General features: G+C 58.8%; 14 protein-coding genes. 7 read left to right on the plus strand and 7 right to left on the minus strand.

Annotated elements, in window-relative coordinates:
- Positions 1–6 precede the first annotated feature (6 nt).
- Entirely contained in the window at positions 7–993 is a 987-nt protein-coding gene (locus tag AB7951_RS12240; RefSeq protein WP_441255817.1) for a helix-turn-helix domain-containing protein, read from the minus strand.
- Positions 994–1585: 592 nt separating this feature from the next.
- Between AB7951_RS12240 and AB7951_RS12245 the strand changes: the two genes are divergently transcribed.
- On the plus strand, positions 1586–3265 hold the full coding sequence (locus AB7951_RS12245; protein WP_441255818.1) for a PAS domain-containing protein: 1680 nt from the start codon (positions 1586–1588) through the stop codon (positions 3263–3265).
- Here the strand turns inward: AB7951_RS12245 and AB7951_RS12250 are convergent, their stop codons facing one another.
- Positions 3266–4384: a metallophosphoesterase gene (locus AB7951_RS12250; protein WP_439066621.1), complete on the minus strand. Its 1119-nt coding sequence runs from the start codon at positions 4382–4384 to the stop codon at positions 3266–3268.
- Positions 4385–5117: 733 nt separating this feature from the next.
- On the opposite strand from AB7951_RS12250, the gene AB7951_RS12255 reads away from it, so the two are divergent.
- The 5 genes from AB7951_RS12255 (at position 5118) to AB7951_RS12275 (ending at position 7208) form a co-directional block, all read left to right on the plus strand.
- Entirely contained in the window at positions 5118–5381 is a 264-nt protein-coding gene (locus tag AB7951_RS12255) for a ribbon-helix-helix domain-containing protein (RefSeq protein ID WP_439066484.1), read from the plus strand.
- 214 nt (positions 5382–5595) lie between these two features.
- Positions 5596–5973, plus strand: coding sequence for a hypothetical protein (locus AB7951_RS12260; RefSeq protein ID WP_439066483.1), 378 nt, complete (start codon positions 5596–5598; stop codon positions 5971–5973).
- Between the two features lie 25 nt (positions 5974–5998).
- Positions 5999–6133, plus strand: a complete 135-nt coding sequence (locus AB7951_RS12265) for a hypothetical protein (RefSeq protein WP_439066482.1) — start codon at positions 5999–6001, stop codon at positions 6131–6133.
- Between the two features lie 112 nt (positions 6134–6245).
- Positions 6246–6632, plus strand: coding sequence for a hypothetical protein (locus tag AB7951_RS12270; RefSeq protein WP_439066481.1), 387 nt, complete (start codon positions 6246–6248; stop codon positions 6630–6632).
- A 153-nt stretch (positions 6633–6785) separates the two neighbouring features.
- Positions 6786–7208: a hypothetical protein gene (locus tag AB7951_RS12275; RefSeq protein WP_441255819.1), complete on the plus strand. Its 423-nt coding sequence runs from the start codon at positions 6786–6788 to the stop codon at positions 7206–7208.
- An 85-nt stretch (positions 7209–7293) separates the two neighbouring features.
- Here AB7951_RS12275 and AB7951_RS12280 read toward each other — a convergent pair whose 3' ends face one another.
- Together AB7951_RS12280 and AB7951_RS12285 are read right to left on the minus strand one after the other, a co-directional pair.
- Positions 7294–8538 (minus strand): HipA domain-containing protein, encoded by a 1245-nt coding sequence (locus AB7951_RS12280; RefSeq protein WP_441255820.1) that lies wholly within the window; start codon positions 8536–8538, stop codon positions 7294–7296.
- 13 nt (positions 8539–8551) lie between these two features.
- On the minus strand, positions 8552–8887 hold the full coding sequence (locus AB7951_RS12285; protein ID WP_439066478.1) for a helix-turn-helix domain-containing protein: 336 nt from the start codon (positions 8885–8887) through the stop codon (positions 8552–8554).
- A gap of 391 nt (positions 8888–9278) precedes the next feature.
- Here AB7951_RS12285 and AB7951_RS12290 point away from each other — a divergent pair, with 391 nt between their 5' ends.
- A complete protein-coding gene (locus AB7951_RS12290; protein WP_441255821.1) occupies positions 9279–9644 on the plus strand; it encodes a hypothetical protein in 366 nt (121 codons plus the stop codon).
- 1622 nt (positions 9645–11266) lie between these two features.
- Here the strand turns inward: AB7951_RS12290 and AB7951_RS12295 are convergent.
- From AB7951_RS12295 to AB7951_RS12305, 3 genes are read right to left on the minus strand one after another with little or no spacing between them, the layout of a single operon-like run.
- A complete protein-coding gene (locus AB7951_RS12295) occupies positions 11267–13306 on the minus strand; it encodes a GAP1-N1 domain-containing protein (RefSeq protein ID WP_441255822.1) in 2040 nt (679 codons plus the stop codon).
- On the minus strand, positions 13303–14193 hold the full coding sequence (locus AB7951_RS12300; RefSeq protein WP_441255823.1) for a TRAFAC clade GTPase domain-containing protein: 891 nt from the start codon (positions 14191–14193) through the stop codon (positions 13303–13305). Before AB7951_RS12300 ends, AB7951_RS12295 begins: the two co-directional genes overlap by 4 nt.
- Positions 14190–15194 (minus strand): TRAFAC clade GTPase domain-containing protein, encoded by a 1005-nt coding sequence (locus AB7951_RS12305; protein ID WP_441255824.1) that lies wholly within the window; start codon positions 15192–15194, stop codon positions 14190–14192. The genes AB7951_RS12300 and AB7951_RS12305 overlap by 4 nt, the downstream gene beginning before the upstream one ends.

Here is a 15194-nt window from a genome sequence, read left to right on the forward strand (position 1 = left end):
AGAACCCTACGCACCCGCGTCAGGTGTTCTGGATCTCCTTCTTAACAAGGTTTGCGAGGGTAGCTCGCCATACGCAGTACGATATGCGCGTGCAAAATGTCCCATACTTTGAAAACCACAGCGAATTGCAATCATCATGACTGTGTCGGATTCTTCAGCTGCCTCCAACATGCTGCGCGCTCTTTCTAATCTGAACTGTCGCATGAATTCATTGGGAGTCATGCCCCGAAGTGATTTGAAATAGCGAAAGATACTTCGGACGCTCATCCCGAACTCGTCGGCTATATCCTTAATGTCGATGTCCTTCTGCCAGTTTGCAGCAAGATAGCTCTCAACCCGACGCAACTGGTTCAACGAAGGTGATGATACGTGGCCTTTAAGTCTCGGACTAAATTGTATTGAGCAGCTCATTAGCAATCGGACGAGAAGCGCCTGGCCAAAAATCTCAGCGGCAAACGAATCGCCTTCCATCACGGAGTCCAGATCAGAAATAAATTGGGCGGCGGCGGCTCTCATGCTGTTTCCGAAACGATCGTTTGTCCACGGCTCGGCATTAAGTTGCTCGGCCGGAATATCCTCTCCGAGCATCGCGCTCACAACGGTCTTCAGTGCAGCAATCTCGATTCTCAGGGCGATAACTCCGTGCTCGCCTGACGCGATTCCCCGAAACGAAGAGCCCGCGGGAATTACGACTGAGGCATTCGACGCCGAAAGCTCATCCGATCGAGCTCTGTGGTTGAACGTTACGTGTGTTTTGGGATGGGCTTGCAGAAATTGCCGGACCACCGGCGCTGCATCATACGTTATGTCAGTTGACGTGCTGCAAAATGCACTCGTGATCCGGACATACTTGGTATCAACCCAATTTGCTTTGGCGACAAATGGTCTTTCTCGAAATTGACAGTCAAAATGAGTAACGTTGAAGTTGGCAAAAAGTATTTCTCGATTCACCTCCGGATTCTTCGTATGGAAGCCGGGAAAACGCTCAAGCATGGGTGTCATCCAAATGTTGCAATTTCTGCGCCCGTTCCCGTTCGTGTACGAATTTTTCTATCGTAGGGCGATACGGGACTCTACGCTTTTCGATATCCAAATGCTGCGATGCTATGCGGATCTCGCCTGTTGTTGATCGTCTGCACTATGAAAAGTTAAGGCCGCTGATGGCGATCAGTTTGCGATGTTGGTTCTCTGATGAGGCCAAGCCAGAGGAATTCTCGCGAATATAGGTCTACGTCCTGCAAGCGGACTAATCTTTCGCTGATAGTAATGCGATGGATTACAATGATACCCACTGGACCAGCACAGCAGAAATTGGCATGTCACTCCGAGAACTCGCCAGGCATTGTAGGGACTAACCGAATCGTAAACGCGTCTCTTTATACCTAGTCACGTATTTAAGTAGTCGGGTTCAGAGGAGCCCATGCGCCCGCGCCGCAATCATAAACTGGGTGCGACCGCAATGGACTCTAAAATTCAAGCCTGTGAAGCGCGAGTACATTTTCTTTGAATGCGATTGCAAGAATCGCTGGCGCGCGCCCGCAGTTCAAATTGAACGCGCTGCATTGCGAATAAGGGACTGCATAGAATGACGTTCTGGCGACAACATTCCAAATCCGATAGTGCAGCTGCCCAGTTGGCGGCAATCAACAGATCGCAAGCGGTCATCGAATTCGATATGAGCGGTGGGGTGATCACAGCCAATCAGAATTTCCTGACCGTGAGCGGATTTACGCTTACCGAAATCCAGGGCAAGCATCACAGCATGTTCGTCGAGCCGGAAATGCGCGATAGCTCGGCATACCGAGCGTTCTGGGCGAGCCTCAACCGCGGCGAGTTTCAGTCCGCCGAATACAAGCGGGTCGGCAAGGGTGGCAAGGAGATCTGGATTGAGGCGTCCTACAACCCGATCATGGATCGTGGTGGCAGGCCGATCAAGGTCATCAAGTTCGCGACCGACATCACCGCGAAGAAAATCCAGAGTATGGAAGAAACCAGCAAGATCGCGGCCATCGGGCGAGCGCAAGCCGTGATCGAATTCGATCTGGACGGAACGATCGTCACCGCGAATGAAAATTTTCTCGACGCGCTTGGCTATGAGTTGGCTGAAATCCAGGGCAAGCATCACAGCATGTTCGTCGAACCGGCGATGCGCAACAGCGAAGAATATCGAGAATTCTGGGCGCGATTGAACCGCGGCGAATACCAGGCCGCCGAGTACAAGCGGATTGGCAAGGGCGGCAAAGAGGTGTGGATTCTTGCCTCCTACAATCCGGTCCTCGACGAAAAAGGCAAGCCGTTCAAGGTGGTAAAATTCGCCACCAACGTTACCGAGCAAAAGCTCCAAACTGTGGACCTTGCCGGACAGATCGCTGCGATTGGAAAATCACAGGCTGTGATCGAATTCGGTATGGATGGCATCGTCTTGACGGCGAACGAGAACTTCCTGCAAGCGCTGGGATATTCGCTGGGAGAAATCAAGGGCAGGCATCACAGCGTCTTCGTCGATCCTTCGGAGCGTGATGGAGCTGCCTATCGCGAGTTCTGGGCAAGTCTGAACCGTGGTGAATACCAGGCCGCCGAGTATAAGCGGATCGGAAAGGGCGGCAAGGAAGTCTGGATTCAGGCGTCCTACAATCCCATCCTGGATCTTAACGGTAGGCCGTTTAAAGTCGTCAAATACGCTGCTGATACGACGGCTCAGGTAATTGCCCGCATGAAGAGCGAGCGGGTTCGTTCGATGATGGAGTCGGTCGCGGCAGGCGCCGAAGAACTAAACGCGTCAGTGCGCGAAATTTCCGAAGCGATGGTCAAGTCGAAGAATACTGCGATGTCGGCGGTGGGCAAAGTTGAATCCGCCGATGGACAGGCGCAACGCCTCAGTGCGGCAGCGCAGGCCATGAGCGGTATCGTCGAACTGATTGGAAACATTACAGGGCAGATCAATCTTCTTGCCCTGAATGCCACGATTGAATCCGCCCGCGCTGGCGAGGCAGGACGCGGCTTTGCAGTCGTCGCGTCCGAAGTTAAAAATCTTGCAAATCAGGCTAAGCAGGCCACTGACAAGATTACTCGCGAGATCGACAGTTTGAACGGCATATCGAGTGAAGTTGTCACCGCGCTTGAAGCAATTAAGCAGGAAATTCAGAATGTCAGCGAGTATGTTACCGCTACCGCGGCTGCGGTTGAAGAGCAAAGCACAGTGACCGGCGAAATGTCATCAAGCATGCAACGCGCGGCAGCGGAAGCTGCCAGTATCGGGCGCTGACTATGGTCTGGGTCGCAGTGTGATCCGTGTTAGCTCCGGCGGGCGTCCGAGCCGTAGCGCGAATCCCGGCCAAAGCCCGGTGCCGTTGTTCACGTAAAGCGTCATTCCGCCGACCTGGTAGCGGCCGGAGACATAGCCCGCGTTGGCGCGCGCGGCCAGCCTATCCAGCCCGACGATCAATCCACCATGCGTATGTCCGGAAAGCTGAAGCTTCACGCCGAGCGCTGCGGCGCGCTGAGCTTCGCTCGGCTGATGATCGAGTAGGATGACTGGAGCGCCGTCGGGGGAACCATCGACGGCGGCCTCGATGTCCGGTGCGGTGAAGCCGCCGCCGCGCGATGCGCGATCGGTGACGCCAGCGAGGACGAGCCGCCCGCCGCCACGATCGAGAACGACGTGCCTGTTCTCAAGTGTGACCATTCCCATCGAAGCGTAGTGCTGCATCCAGGCAGCGTAGCCGAAGTAGTATTCGTGGTTGCCGGGGATCACGTAAACGCCGTCGATCGCGCGCAGGTCCCGAAGCGGCTCGACGTCCGCGCGTCGGACGGCGAGCGTGCCGTCGATCAGATCTCCCGTGATCGCGATCAGATCCACATTAAGGATGTTCGAGCGCTCGATGACGGCACGCGCCCATGCGGCGGGAAACAGGCGGCTAATGTGAAGATCTGTCAGTTGCAGGATCGTGTAACCGTCGAATTGCCGCGGAAGCCCTTGGATGCGTACTTCTATGTCTTTCAGAGGCGGAATTCGTGTGGCTTGCATCACGCCGATCGCAGCCAGACAGGCGGCCAGACCCGCCATCGCGTACCGGAAGCCGTCGGGCACGCTGAAGCTACCACCAGGGATCAGCGCACCGACGAGCGTTGCTCCGTCCAGCAGCATTTGCAGTAGCGCGAGAAGAATGATGCCGCCGAAGGCCCAGTTGAAAAGGACGACGACCGGGCGTGGAAATTCGGGACAGAGCACCGAACCCGAAGAGAGCTTGCTCCAAAAATGGAATTGCGATGCCACCAGCAGAAGCAGCGCGACCGCAAATTTTGCAGCAAGTGGAAGATGAAGGGGCCAGAGGAAGCGGGTGACGACGAGCAGCCAGGGGAGGCCAAAAATGAGATGGAAAATCGGGCTTCTCCGGAATGGATCGACACGGTGAGCAGCACTTATGTATCCCGGTGCGATACCGCAATCGCGGGCGGCGAAGGCCGCGCGCTTATTTGACGTGAGCTAGATCGGAAGGAGCTGGCGGTGCGGTTGCCGCCGGGGCCAGGGGCGTCCAACTGCAGAATGCCAATGGCGTGGTCCTGCAGCTCAGCGGCCCAAAGGTCGGCGCTGAATTGTCGGCTGCAGTGGGAGGCGTAACGGTCCGTTTGAAATAGGTGTGATGCGATCAGGCTGCGCTGCGCGGCCTGATCTGCTCGGTCCAGTCGGGTAACGCAGTTATCCCGCTGTTGCGCTGAAGGTACTCGGTATTGAGCCGACCTTCGTGGGCGAGCCGGACTTTCTACAATGAGTATATCTGCACCTTACCAATAGTGGCCCAGCCACACGCAATCACGAAATGCGGGGATGACTTTCGGCAATCTGGATTTCGTCGCCTACGCGCATTCCTACGGTGCCCAGGGTCATCGCGTGGCCGAGGCGGGCGGGCCTGGCACCGAGACGGGAGAAGGCCTTCACGGCCGGTGGCCTCCACCTCGTGGTGGTACCGGTCGATGCAGCACTAAGGCGCTTTGCTCTTGGCGCTGCCCCATCATCTCCTAAAGCGTGGCTTGATAAATGCCGTCGGTCTGCGATGGTCCTGTGCAACAGTTATTTGTAACCTACCATCGAGTGTGGAAAGCCAGGGAGCAATCGTATGAAGTCTCCGGTAGCCAAGAGGTCCATTGTCATTGGCGGTCATAAGACGAGCGTCAGTTTGGAAGAAGCGTTTTGGAGCGGCATGAAGGAAATCGCCGGTGAGCGCAGTCTCACGTTGTCGGATCTAGTAAGCGAGATCGACCGCAATAGGGATCAGGGAAATCTGTCGTCGGCCATTCGGCTTCAGGTTCTCGCGCATTATCGCGATCAGACGACGCCGCCTAATCTGCCCGGTAGCCTTCCGGACGAATTCAGACAGTAACCTAAGACTTCATCGACGGAACGTCACGCGACGACTTGAGCGATCCTACGAGGGCGGGTGTGCCAGATAGAAGCGAGCTCTAGATAAAACGCGCATTCGCCGTTAGCGCTGTATCGCTTGCAGTTGCCCTGCCGAACCAATCAAGGTTGTGGGGCATTCGGGTTATCCACCATCTTCAGGTCGGCGACCTCTGACTGCGAGCGCTTCCACCGGGATGGAGCTTCTAGAAGCGCTGGTGTTGCGGACCACGGACCTGATCGTCAACGGCCCCGAGAAGCAGATCATCGTGGGCGGCAAGGACTCTTTCGATGCCCGTCCGATCGTCATCACCGAGAGCCTGGCCCACGTGCTCTACGAGTACGTGGTGTACTCGCGCCGCACCTATTCCGATGCCAAGCGCTCGCCGTACGTCTTCCTGGTCGACGGCGGCTCCCCGTTGGAGAAAGAGGCAGTTCTCGGGATGGCGGCCGACATCGGTCGCGTGATCGGGATACCGGATTTTTCCGTGGAGATGCTCAGCCTCGCCTGGGAGGAGCGGCTGTCCGCCGGCATGGACGAGACGGCGTTCCGGAGGCAGAGAGGGCTGCGCTGAGGCGCTACGCCCGCGGCTGGCGGCCTTGACGGAGATCATCAAGGAAAAGGTGGTCGAGGACGCCAAAATCAAGGCGATCCGGGAGAACACCAATGTCTCCCGGGTGACCGAGGAACTGCTGCTGGGGTGGCTTTCCGGCGACTATGAATTGAAGAAGTAACCATCGCCGTCCGAGCCTGATCAGCGCTCTTTCGTGTTACCGTCCGGCTGTTTATATTTCTAAGCGGGCCTAAACGAACGCTCGTATTGCCGAGAGTGAGGCGATCCCCGCCATGGGCGACGGACTGAACGAGGGCGTAGTAGGCGACACCGCGAAGCTGATGATGCATCGGCTGATCGCGCGGATGCTTCGTCACGACCCGTCGTTGGTGGAGAAGGCCAAGGTGGCGCATGAGCGCCAGGCGAGCCAGTTCGCCGACTGGCCCTTCGTGCGCGAATGGCAGGAGCTGCTTGCGCTACCGCCGAAGGAACTGGCTTCGAAGCTCATCAGTCGAGATCGCGAGATGGTTAGGCTGCGCAACACCTCGCCGTTTTATCTCGCCGAGGGCGTCGACTTTGGCGACTACCATGCCCGCGTCCGGCTGAGAAAGGCCGCGAGGAGGGTGGTCAAGCGCGGTTTGGATGCGCAACCCGAACTTTCCGTTCCTAGAGGCCCCTGATGGCCGAGGACCGCCGGCTGCGCACGCTGGAAGACCTACTCAGGGTCGTCCGGGCCTTGGCCTACGAATTCAGCGGAGCAGGGCCTGGGCAAGCTGCGCAGCGGCGGCCCGTCGAGGAGGACCAACCGCCTGCCGAACTATTGGGCCAGGACGTTGCTGATCGGCATGCTGCGCCGGAAGGCGGCGCTGGCCGGCATCAAGGTGGTCGAGGCCTGGGGTGGATACTCCACCACGATCGGCAATTTATGGTTCGACCTGCCCGACGCCTGCGCGTCGGCAGCCGAGATTGCGCGCCGCGGGCTTGCGACGCGCGCCAAGATCAAGGACCTTTTCCCGGTCTACGACGAAGGGTGGTGCGCACGCCGTTGGAAGGATGTGCCGCTGCCCGCCGAAGTCGTTGGCTTGATCGAGGTTCACCGGGGACTCAAAGCGGCGAAGACGTTTGGCTACCGCCGTCCGCATCCGCAGATGCTCTCTGTGGATCCCGGAGGCCGCGCGCCGTGCGGTCTGGCGGTTCGTCCCCGCGAATCTTTTCGAATCACTGCAGCTGAAGCGGATATTGGTTATTCGGTCTGATCCGCTGAACGATGGACATCGGCATTTCCTGGCTGAACACCGCAGGCTGATTTTTCGAGGCGACTAGGGCTCGCGCAGGCTGGGATTACGGCTGCATCGGTTTGGCGTAGGGCACGTCGAACCGCGCCATGGACTGCTCCACGTGCTCGTCGATCTTGGCGAACACGTCGCCCGGAATGAGCTCCGCTGCGGGTGAACGTTTCCATTCATCCCAAGTGCGGGTGGACGTCTCCTCGACGGCGGTCCAGACGGCTTCCGCGGGCAGCCTCGCTTTGTCGGCGAAACGCTTGGACCTTTCCCGGTCGACCGGGAAGAAGTCCTTCGAGCCGCCGAAATTCAGCGCGAGCTTGTCGCTCGGGATGTACGGAATCGTCGACAGGTAATCGTAGGCTGGCGCGAGTTTCGGGGTCTTGCCGTCGGGATAGACGAGGGACCAGTTCTTGAGGTGCATGTCGCCGTTGCCGATGATGGCGTTGAAGATCTGCCTGCGAACGAACTCCAGGCCGGCGTCGAAGCCCATCTGATCCGTGATCACGGCCGCGATGTTGGAGAAGTTGCGGTTCTTGTACTTCTGCTCCGGATACTGGTTGAATATCTGGGCGAAATCCTCCTGATGGACGCGGGCACCGTCGGACGGGCGGTCGTAGCGTCTCACGGCCAATGCCTTCCCCTTCAGCTGTCCGACGTCCTCCGGAAGGCCCTGGATCTCCGACGGATCCAGCAGCCTGCGGTCCGGCGTCTCGATGCCCAGCGCGGCGGCGATGCCGAGCATGACGAATTCGTTTTCGGAGACGCCTTCGTGGGTCATGGACGGCAGCTTCAGTATCCAGTCGCCGCCCAGGCCGTTCACCGGGACGGTCATGCCGCCCGTCGCCGAAGCCAAAGCCGAGAACTTCAGCTGCACGCCGGCCAAGGAGAACTTGAGCGGGGAGGTCTCGGCGCGCCGCACGTCCGCATCCTTGGCTTCGTCCTGCTGGGACATTCCCAACGCGCGGACCTTGATGGCGCCGGGGAGGTCCTTTCCCAGGGCCCACAGGAGCAGGAATTCCCGCTGAGGATGGATGTCCGCGGCCTCGGCCACGTAGTCGCGCAGCTTGCCTTCGGGGAGCAGGTTGGAGAAGTAGGGCGGCAGCCTGGCGTTCGTCGTAGGGACGTCGTCCACAAGACCTCCCGTGTCGGCAAGGAAGCCGAGGCTGAGGGTCGGCCGTTCGTCGTTGGCGCGGTATGCCGGATCGAACGCGAAGCTGTTCTTGTCGCCGGGCACGTTCGTGATCGTGCCCACGAGGGTGTCGTTCAGCGAAATCTCGAGGGTATGGGGTCTCTCGGGCATGGACGATGTCCTCTCAGGGGCGCGGCGCGGGTTCGTCTTCTTCGTCCTCGTCCATCTCGGTCGATCCGTAGAGCGGCTGCGACGGGCGTGCCGTGTTCGGCTCCGGCTTTGCCATCTCCTTCTTCAGGAACTGGACCGCCGGTACGACCTCTCTGGGCAGCAGAAGAAGTTCAAGGCCCAGAGCCCTCGTCCAGGCGATGAGCGTGGAGGCGCGCACGTCGACAGTTCCCGCCTCCATCGCTGAGACGTGGGTCTGCGGGATCCTCAGGCGATTGCCCAGGGCTTCCTGGGTCAGACCCTGCTTGCGTCGCGCGTCTCGAAGCGTCTGCGCCAAGGGAAAATCGGACATTTATACACTTCTACATATGTGAGGTGATGCCATATATGCCATGGCATGTGAGAAATGTCAAGCCATCATACGTCAAAGCATATAAAACAGGGTGCGCATATGCCAAAGCATATATTGCCTCTCATGCAGTTCCGACACCGCGCAACCTGCGCGCGCCGCTGCGCGCATGGCGCGCACAGGTCCCTCGCGGAGCGCGCTAACTTCACGGCAGCAACAACGGCGCGCGCGCAGTGCGCCGCTGCGCGCACTCAACGGCTGGTCATAAGGCTAGACGCCACGTCAGATGGCGCTTCTGTTGTCGTCATGACCTGACCGACGAGCCGACGCGCGGATCGACGAAGCCGCTCGCGATACCTCCGAGATGAACTGGCGGCACGGGGGATTGCCGCTCATGGATACTCAGACCGAAGAGAAACACTCCTCGCCGGTCTCGATGCCCTGCTTCTTCGTCGTTGCGGGTGCGAAGGCCTGTCCGTCGCTGGGCATCGATGCCGTGGTGGACGACGATTTGCGATCAATCTGGTACCGCAGCGCGGTTCCCTCGCAATTCTCTCGGGGACCGGTCCTCGGCCGACCAGCTGGAGCGCATCCAGTGGAGTGCTTTCATGCGGGGTCTGATGGTATTGGACGGCGCGCGCTGGATGAACCATCCGCCGACACATACAAGGCCGAGACGAAGCCTTACCAGCTGCTGATCGCGTACAGGTGCGGTTTCCTCGTGCCCGAGACGTTTTTGGCAACGACGTCGCCGCCGTGAAGGGAGGTTTTACGGATCAATTGGCACTCAAGTCAGTCGATACGGTCTATCTCCGCGAGGAAATGACGCTCTAGGCGTCCACGTCGTTCTCATGGTGCTCTCCGATTGCTCGTTGTAGCGCTCTCGATAATTCACGCGTTCTTCGAAGCCTTCCGGCGTCTCCATCGTTAGATCCTGTTCGTGCTATCTAGCTGTTTGCGGCGCATCGATACTAACAGATTGGCAAGCGGGAGGCCTTCCGAACACTTGCCGCTGCGGTACCGCACGATGTGCGCTTATTCCATTAGTCTCATATCGATGCGGATGGGACCTGGATATTTCGCACGATCCAGAAGGTCGTGTGCGAGCTGCTGACGCCTCACCTGATGTCGGCTGAGCTCGCCGAGAAATTCGGAAAGTCGCTGTTAAAGTTGTTCGTCCTAGCGTGCCATCCGATGGATCAGCAATTTCGCACCTTGTAACCTATCTGCAGCGCGATGAGGCCAAATGGCCGGAACGGGAGGAACTGGATCAGTAGTTCTGCAAGTTGGCCAGAATGCGCGAGAAGGCGGCAGCCCAGCTAATTGGTTTTGGTGGCCACGAGCTGCCGGGAGGAAGTCTTCTCGAGTCGAGGGAGGTTCACGTTACACCTCACGCAGTGTGCGATAACTCTGTAGAACAGTTAGCTTCCCAACGGAGCAGTTCTGGCTCGGTGGCCAAGTAGCAAAGTCACCCGCGTGACTCCAATACTGATGATCTTCTTTGCCGATGACAGAACGCTTCGCTTCGCAGTCCGTGCGGTCCAGCTGGGGGACCCCGAAATTGATTAGCCACGGAGGGAAGCTAAATCAACTTAGCTTCCCTCTTATGAGGACGAATCTCTGGGCGCCTTCCGAGGCGCCATTGGGGGCGTCCGGCGCCCTGGCTCCTGGATCACGATGATGCGGTCGCAGCGCCGGCGGCACTGGGAGCCGCGAATGTCCAGGAACAGTCGGCGGCGCCAACCTCCACGGCATCTCTGCATCAGCTGAGAGTCCTAGCACCGCGGACGGCAGCGACGACCGCGACGGCGGCAACTCGGACTGAAGCCGTTCGCTCATGCGATGATCGGCCCTCCGTAGGGCGATCGCGCCTTCGATGAAATACGAGGCACACGAGGTCGCGCCGAGGCGAGGGCCGGGACGCCGGAGCCGGCTGGGGCGATGTGAGGAACTTGCATTGCTGCAATGCAGCAATCTACCGTCGCAATGCAGCAAAAAAGTCTTAGCTGCCTCATTCAATCCTACGAGGAGATTAATAGTGAAGATGACTTCCTTATCGATCGCAGCCGCCGCCGCGATCTCGATTGCGGGTGGCGGTGCCGGCTTCGCTGCGGAGTTGCCGACCTATGAATCGGCGGGTTTGCCGATATCGGCGGTGCAGGTTCGAGTAATGGGAGCTGCGAATGTTCAGGAACAGTCGGCGGCGCCATCCTCCACGGCGTCTCTGCATCAGCTGAGAGTCCTAGCACCGCGGACGGTAGCGACGACCGCGACGGCCGCACCAACTCGGACCGAAACCGCTCGCTCAATTCGTTGACCGGCCCTCCGTCGTGCCTAACTGGCCGGATCAGCGAGGTAATATATTCCGCAGCCGCTGGGGAGCTACCAAATAGCTTGCTTGATGATACGCAGCCGCTCCGACTGTCTTCCATCGTGCGATAGCCGGTCTCTCGCAGACTTTAAGTATCGCTGGCCTCTGAACGAGCGAGCCGCGACATCGACCAGCAGCGCGAAGACTCCGTCGTGCGCCGTGATCCTCACAAAGGCCCCCGGATCGAGGTCGTTGTCTACGTATAGATCAACCGTAGTCTGCGTGATGCGTGGGTTGCGATCCCAGCTGGGCCAAAAGTAGGAGCGGTAGAGCCGATCATCGAGAAGTCGCCAGGCCTCATCGGGCAACGCTGACTGCTGGACAGAGGCGAATACGGTGTCGAAGGATAGTTGCACTAATTCGGCATGTTTTCGCGTTCGTCGCCCGAACGCTCGTGTGAGCAGGAAGCTCGCCAAATATTGTGTCAGGTCTGACGCTGCCATTCGTCGCAGAGCCAAGAGCCATGGATCGTCGCCAAGGGCGTTTGGAACGAAATCTGGCGTGATGACGTGCGCTAGGGCATCGAGCGTTGAAGCTCGTGTGACATTGATATTGCAGAGACAGCGCGCGACGGCTTCTGGGTCTAAAGAGGCTTCAGTAAGCCAAGACCTCGCGTTGGCTGGCGGAAGTGTTACGTCACCGTCGAGAGATTCGAGGAGTCGTCGCAAAACATTCTCGCGGCCAAACGCGCTGCAGGCTTCCCGGACCGACGGCCTCGCCGAATGAATCATCGCGGTGATCATAGCGGGGGCAAGCTCGTGATGCTCCGCCGCGTGCCGCAGGAAAGCGGCACTCCAAGTATCCGGAAGCGCCCAGAAGTCGGCAGCAGTGCCGAGATCCGGGCGTGCGTCAAAGAGCGCCACCCTATGCTGCGGTACTGCCGCTGCGCCTTGAATAAGCACGGGTAAGGGTAGAGTGGCGAGTGCGCGCGCGGCGATCTTCCGTCTGCTGGAATCTTCAGACAGCAGGTCCATGATTTTCCCTGGATCGCTTGTCCAAAGGGCCTTTCCGATGTTCTCGGCCAATGTGGCGGCTTGGCTTTCGTCGATCAGATCGAAGTGCTTTAGAACGAACTGAAGCCCGAGCGAGCTGAGGTTATGCGATGTCGATCCGGCCGCGTGTGTGATGAGGGTTCGAGCCGCCTGACCCTGAGAGTCAGGGATTGTCTCTTCCAGAATCGAGATCGCCTGCTCGATGCTATCCGGAGCAGTAGCAAACTGCTTTGAGAGCGCATACAGGCTTGCCAACGGAACGAAAGCTTCACGTCCGCTCACGTCGCTACCCGCTGTCCTCAGAAAACGCCGCAGATCGCCGGGCGGGCCGTCACGCAGGTCGGCGACGGCGTTATCGAGCCAGTCGGGAAACTCGACTTCAGATCGGTCGGCATCAAGCGCTGTCCGGAACTGCGCTCGCGGCACCCGGCCGGAGCTAGGCAGAAATTGTAGGTCAAAAACGTTGCCACCGGCGGAGCGGTCGGCGAAGGACAAGGTGCAGAAGCGGAAGGCGCGCTTAAGTCGCGGCCATTGCTGATCCCACATCGCGAGGACGAGTTCGTCCCGCTCTCGTTGTCCGAGGATCGACGATACGATTGGCCTGGATGGATTGTGGTAGATCGCCCATAGGATCTGTCTCGCTGCGACATGGTTAGGAGGCGACGCGCCGGCCGAACCTTCGGACAGCGTGAGCGCAATATCGTAGTCGCGATCATTTTTGTGCGGCCTACGGAATAGATCCAATAGCCCGCTCGCGCTTTGTAACGCCGGGATATCGCTGAACTCGATCAGTATTGTATGGGTCCAGACGCATCCAGGGCGCGGCATCTCCGGCGCCGGCCAAGTACGCGCGAAGGCGTAGTACCCGCTCTCGGAAAGCGGATAGGCCGTGAGATACCCATCGTCGCCGATGACGGCGGCGGGACCTGAAGCGTCACTCATCATCAACATCGTCTTGGCGTCGCGGCCGACAAGGTCGATTGATGAGGCCAGCAGGCGGTGTCCGTCGGAGTATCCGTGAAGCGCCTGCTGCAGCTTTGGCGAGCGCGTAGTGCTCATTCGGTGAGCCATGCGAGCGGCTCCGTGAGATCGGTCGACGGAGAAGGCGCAAACAACCGAATACGCGCGGAGGCTTCCTCGATCTCCCGGATCGCGTCTACCTTCGCCTTGAGATCCGGGTCTATCATCTCACCTTCGCGCAAGTTAGGTTCGTAATCGCTACCTTGCGCGCTGAGCCCGTATATACGAAACTCCCAATTGCCCTCGCCCTGACGCAGATATTGGTCTAGCAGAGGCAGTTCGCGTGCCAGGAAAGCTTCCGGATCAAGCCCTTCCTCCTCGACCTTGTCCCATGCCGACAGCATGATAGCGATCCGTCTGGCGGGCGAGCGCAGCGCGTTGCATCGGAGCATTTGGAGCATCTCGACGACTTGGACGGCCGTCGGCGCATCCTTCGGATGCCATTTTGCTGAGACGGTGGGCTCCGGGGGGCCCCCGCCCAACGCTGCGGCGTGTGCGGCGACCTCCGCCACCCCAATGGGGTGCTTCACCCCATTCGCATGCACGAACAACAGTACGCCTTCTCCAGAGCTGAGGAATTGTGCGAGTTGCGGATCGCATTCGCGGTCTTCCCACATCCGTTGATAGGACTCTCCTGAAAGGTCGGGGAATGTCATTCTGACCTTCCCACCGTTATTGTCCTTGAGTTTCATCGAAACGAGCTTCCCCGACGCTGTTTCGGTGTGGATCTGCTCCTTCGCCTGCTGCCATCGCCGAGTGATCGCGTTGAGGTGGGAGTGGTCGCCGTCTTTCAGGGAATCAAATTTCAACTTCGCGTTCGAATCCACGCGCTGGACTACGACATGCCAGAGCGCCGCCAGGAAAGTGGTCTTGCCTGACGCTGGCAGCCCGCAGATGATGATTGAATGGTCCTTCGGGTCGGTCATTCTTGCGTGCCGTGCAGGAGATGCATGAAGCGTGTCGAGCGGGATACGTAAGGTTCAGTGGCTATGACTGGTTCTGGGGATTTCATCTGCCAGAAGTTCAACAGTTCCGGAATGCCGTAGCCGAGTGACAGCGATGTATCGGCGGGACAGGCGGCGACCTCGAAGGATCGGATCTCTCCGAAGGCCTCACTGTATAAACTCCCGAATCGTGCCACGAGCTTTCGGAAATCGCGCATCGATCGTTCTGGGTCCACCAATTTCTTGATCTGATCGACCTTGGTGAGAATGATAGCGACGCGCGGACGTCCAACGAGCACTTCGCCATCGATGAGAGCCTGCGCGGTGGCCAGGACTTCAGACACGACCGAACTGCGGGTAGTAAGGTCCCCAAGTTGGTCTCCATCGACCAGAAACGAGATTGTATCAGCGCGCGCGATCTCAGCGAAGTCGCTCGCTGTCGATGGATCATCCGTGGACGCACGGTAATCCTCGCCGTTTCTGTCGGCTAACAGCATATCGACTAAGGGTGAACCATCCCTGCGCGTGGCCAAGTGATAGAAATGCACATCGGTCAGTAGCGTGCGTTCGGTTTTCGGCACGACGTTCTGCGAGATTGCGCGCGATGGATGGCAAGAGCGCTCGAAGGCGTAGAGCGTCCTTGAGCTTGAGAAGCGGTATGGCCCTACAGAACCTCGAAGCAATAGTTCGAATATGGAAGCGATGAGGGTGGTCTTTCCGACCTCCTTCGGCCCGACGATGGCTATCACCCGCGATTCGCCCCGGCGCAGAATCCCGCTGGCTTCCTCAACCGTCAGAAGGTCTCCCGAGGGCAGCAGCACGCCGTGCGTTTCATCTGCGGCAATCCCAATGACCGATTTCGGCTGCGGTGTCTTGCCGTAGTGCGGACACTTGTCGAGCGTCAGCCCTTCGACGCACTTGCCGTCCTGCCCAACTTTACAGTCTAAATTTCCGCATTGAACGATAGGGGCGGGCTCGACCAA

The sequence above is a fragment of the Tardiphaga sp. 285_C5_N1_2 genome, from assembly GCF_052076065.1.
GTDB classification, from domain to species: Bacteria; Pseudomonadota; Alphaproteobacteria; order Rhizobiales; family Xanthobacteraceae; genus Tardiphaga; species Tardiphaga robiniae.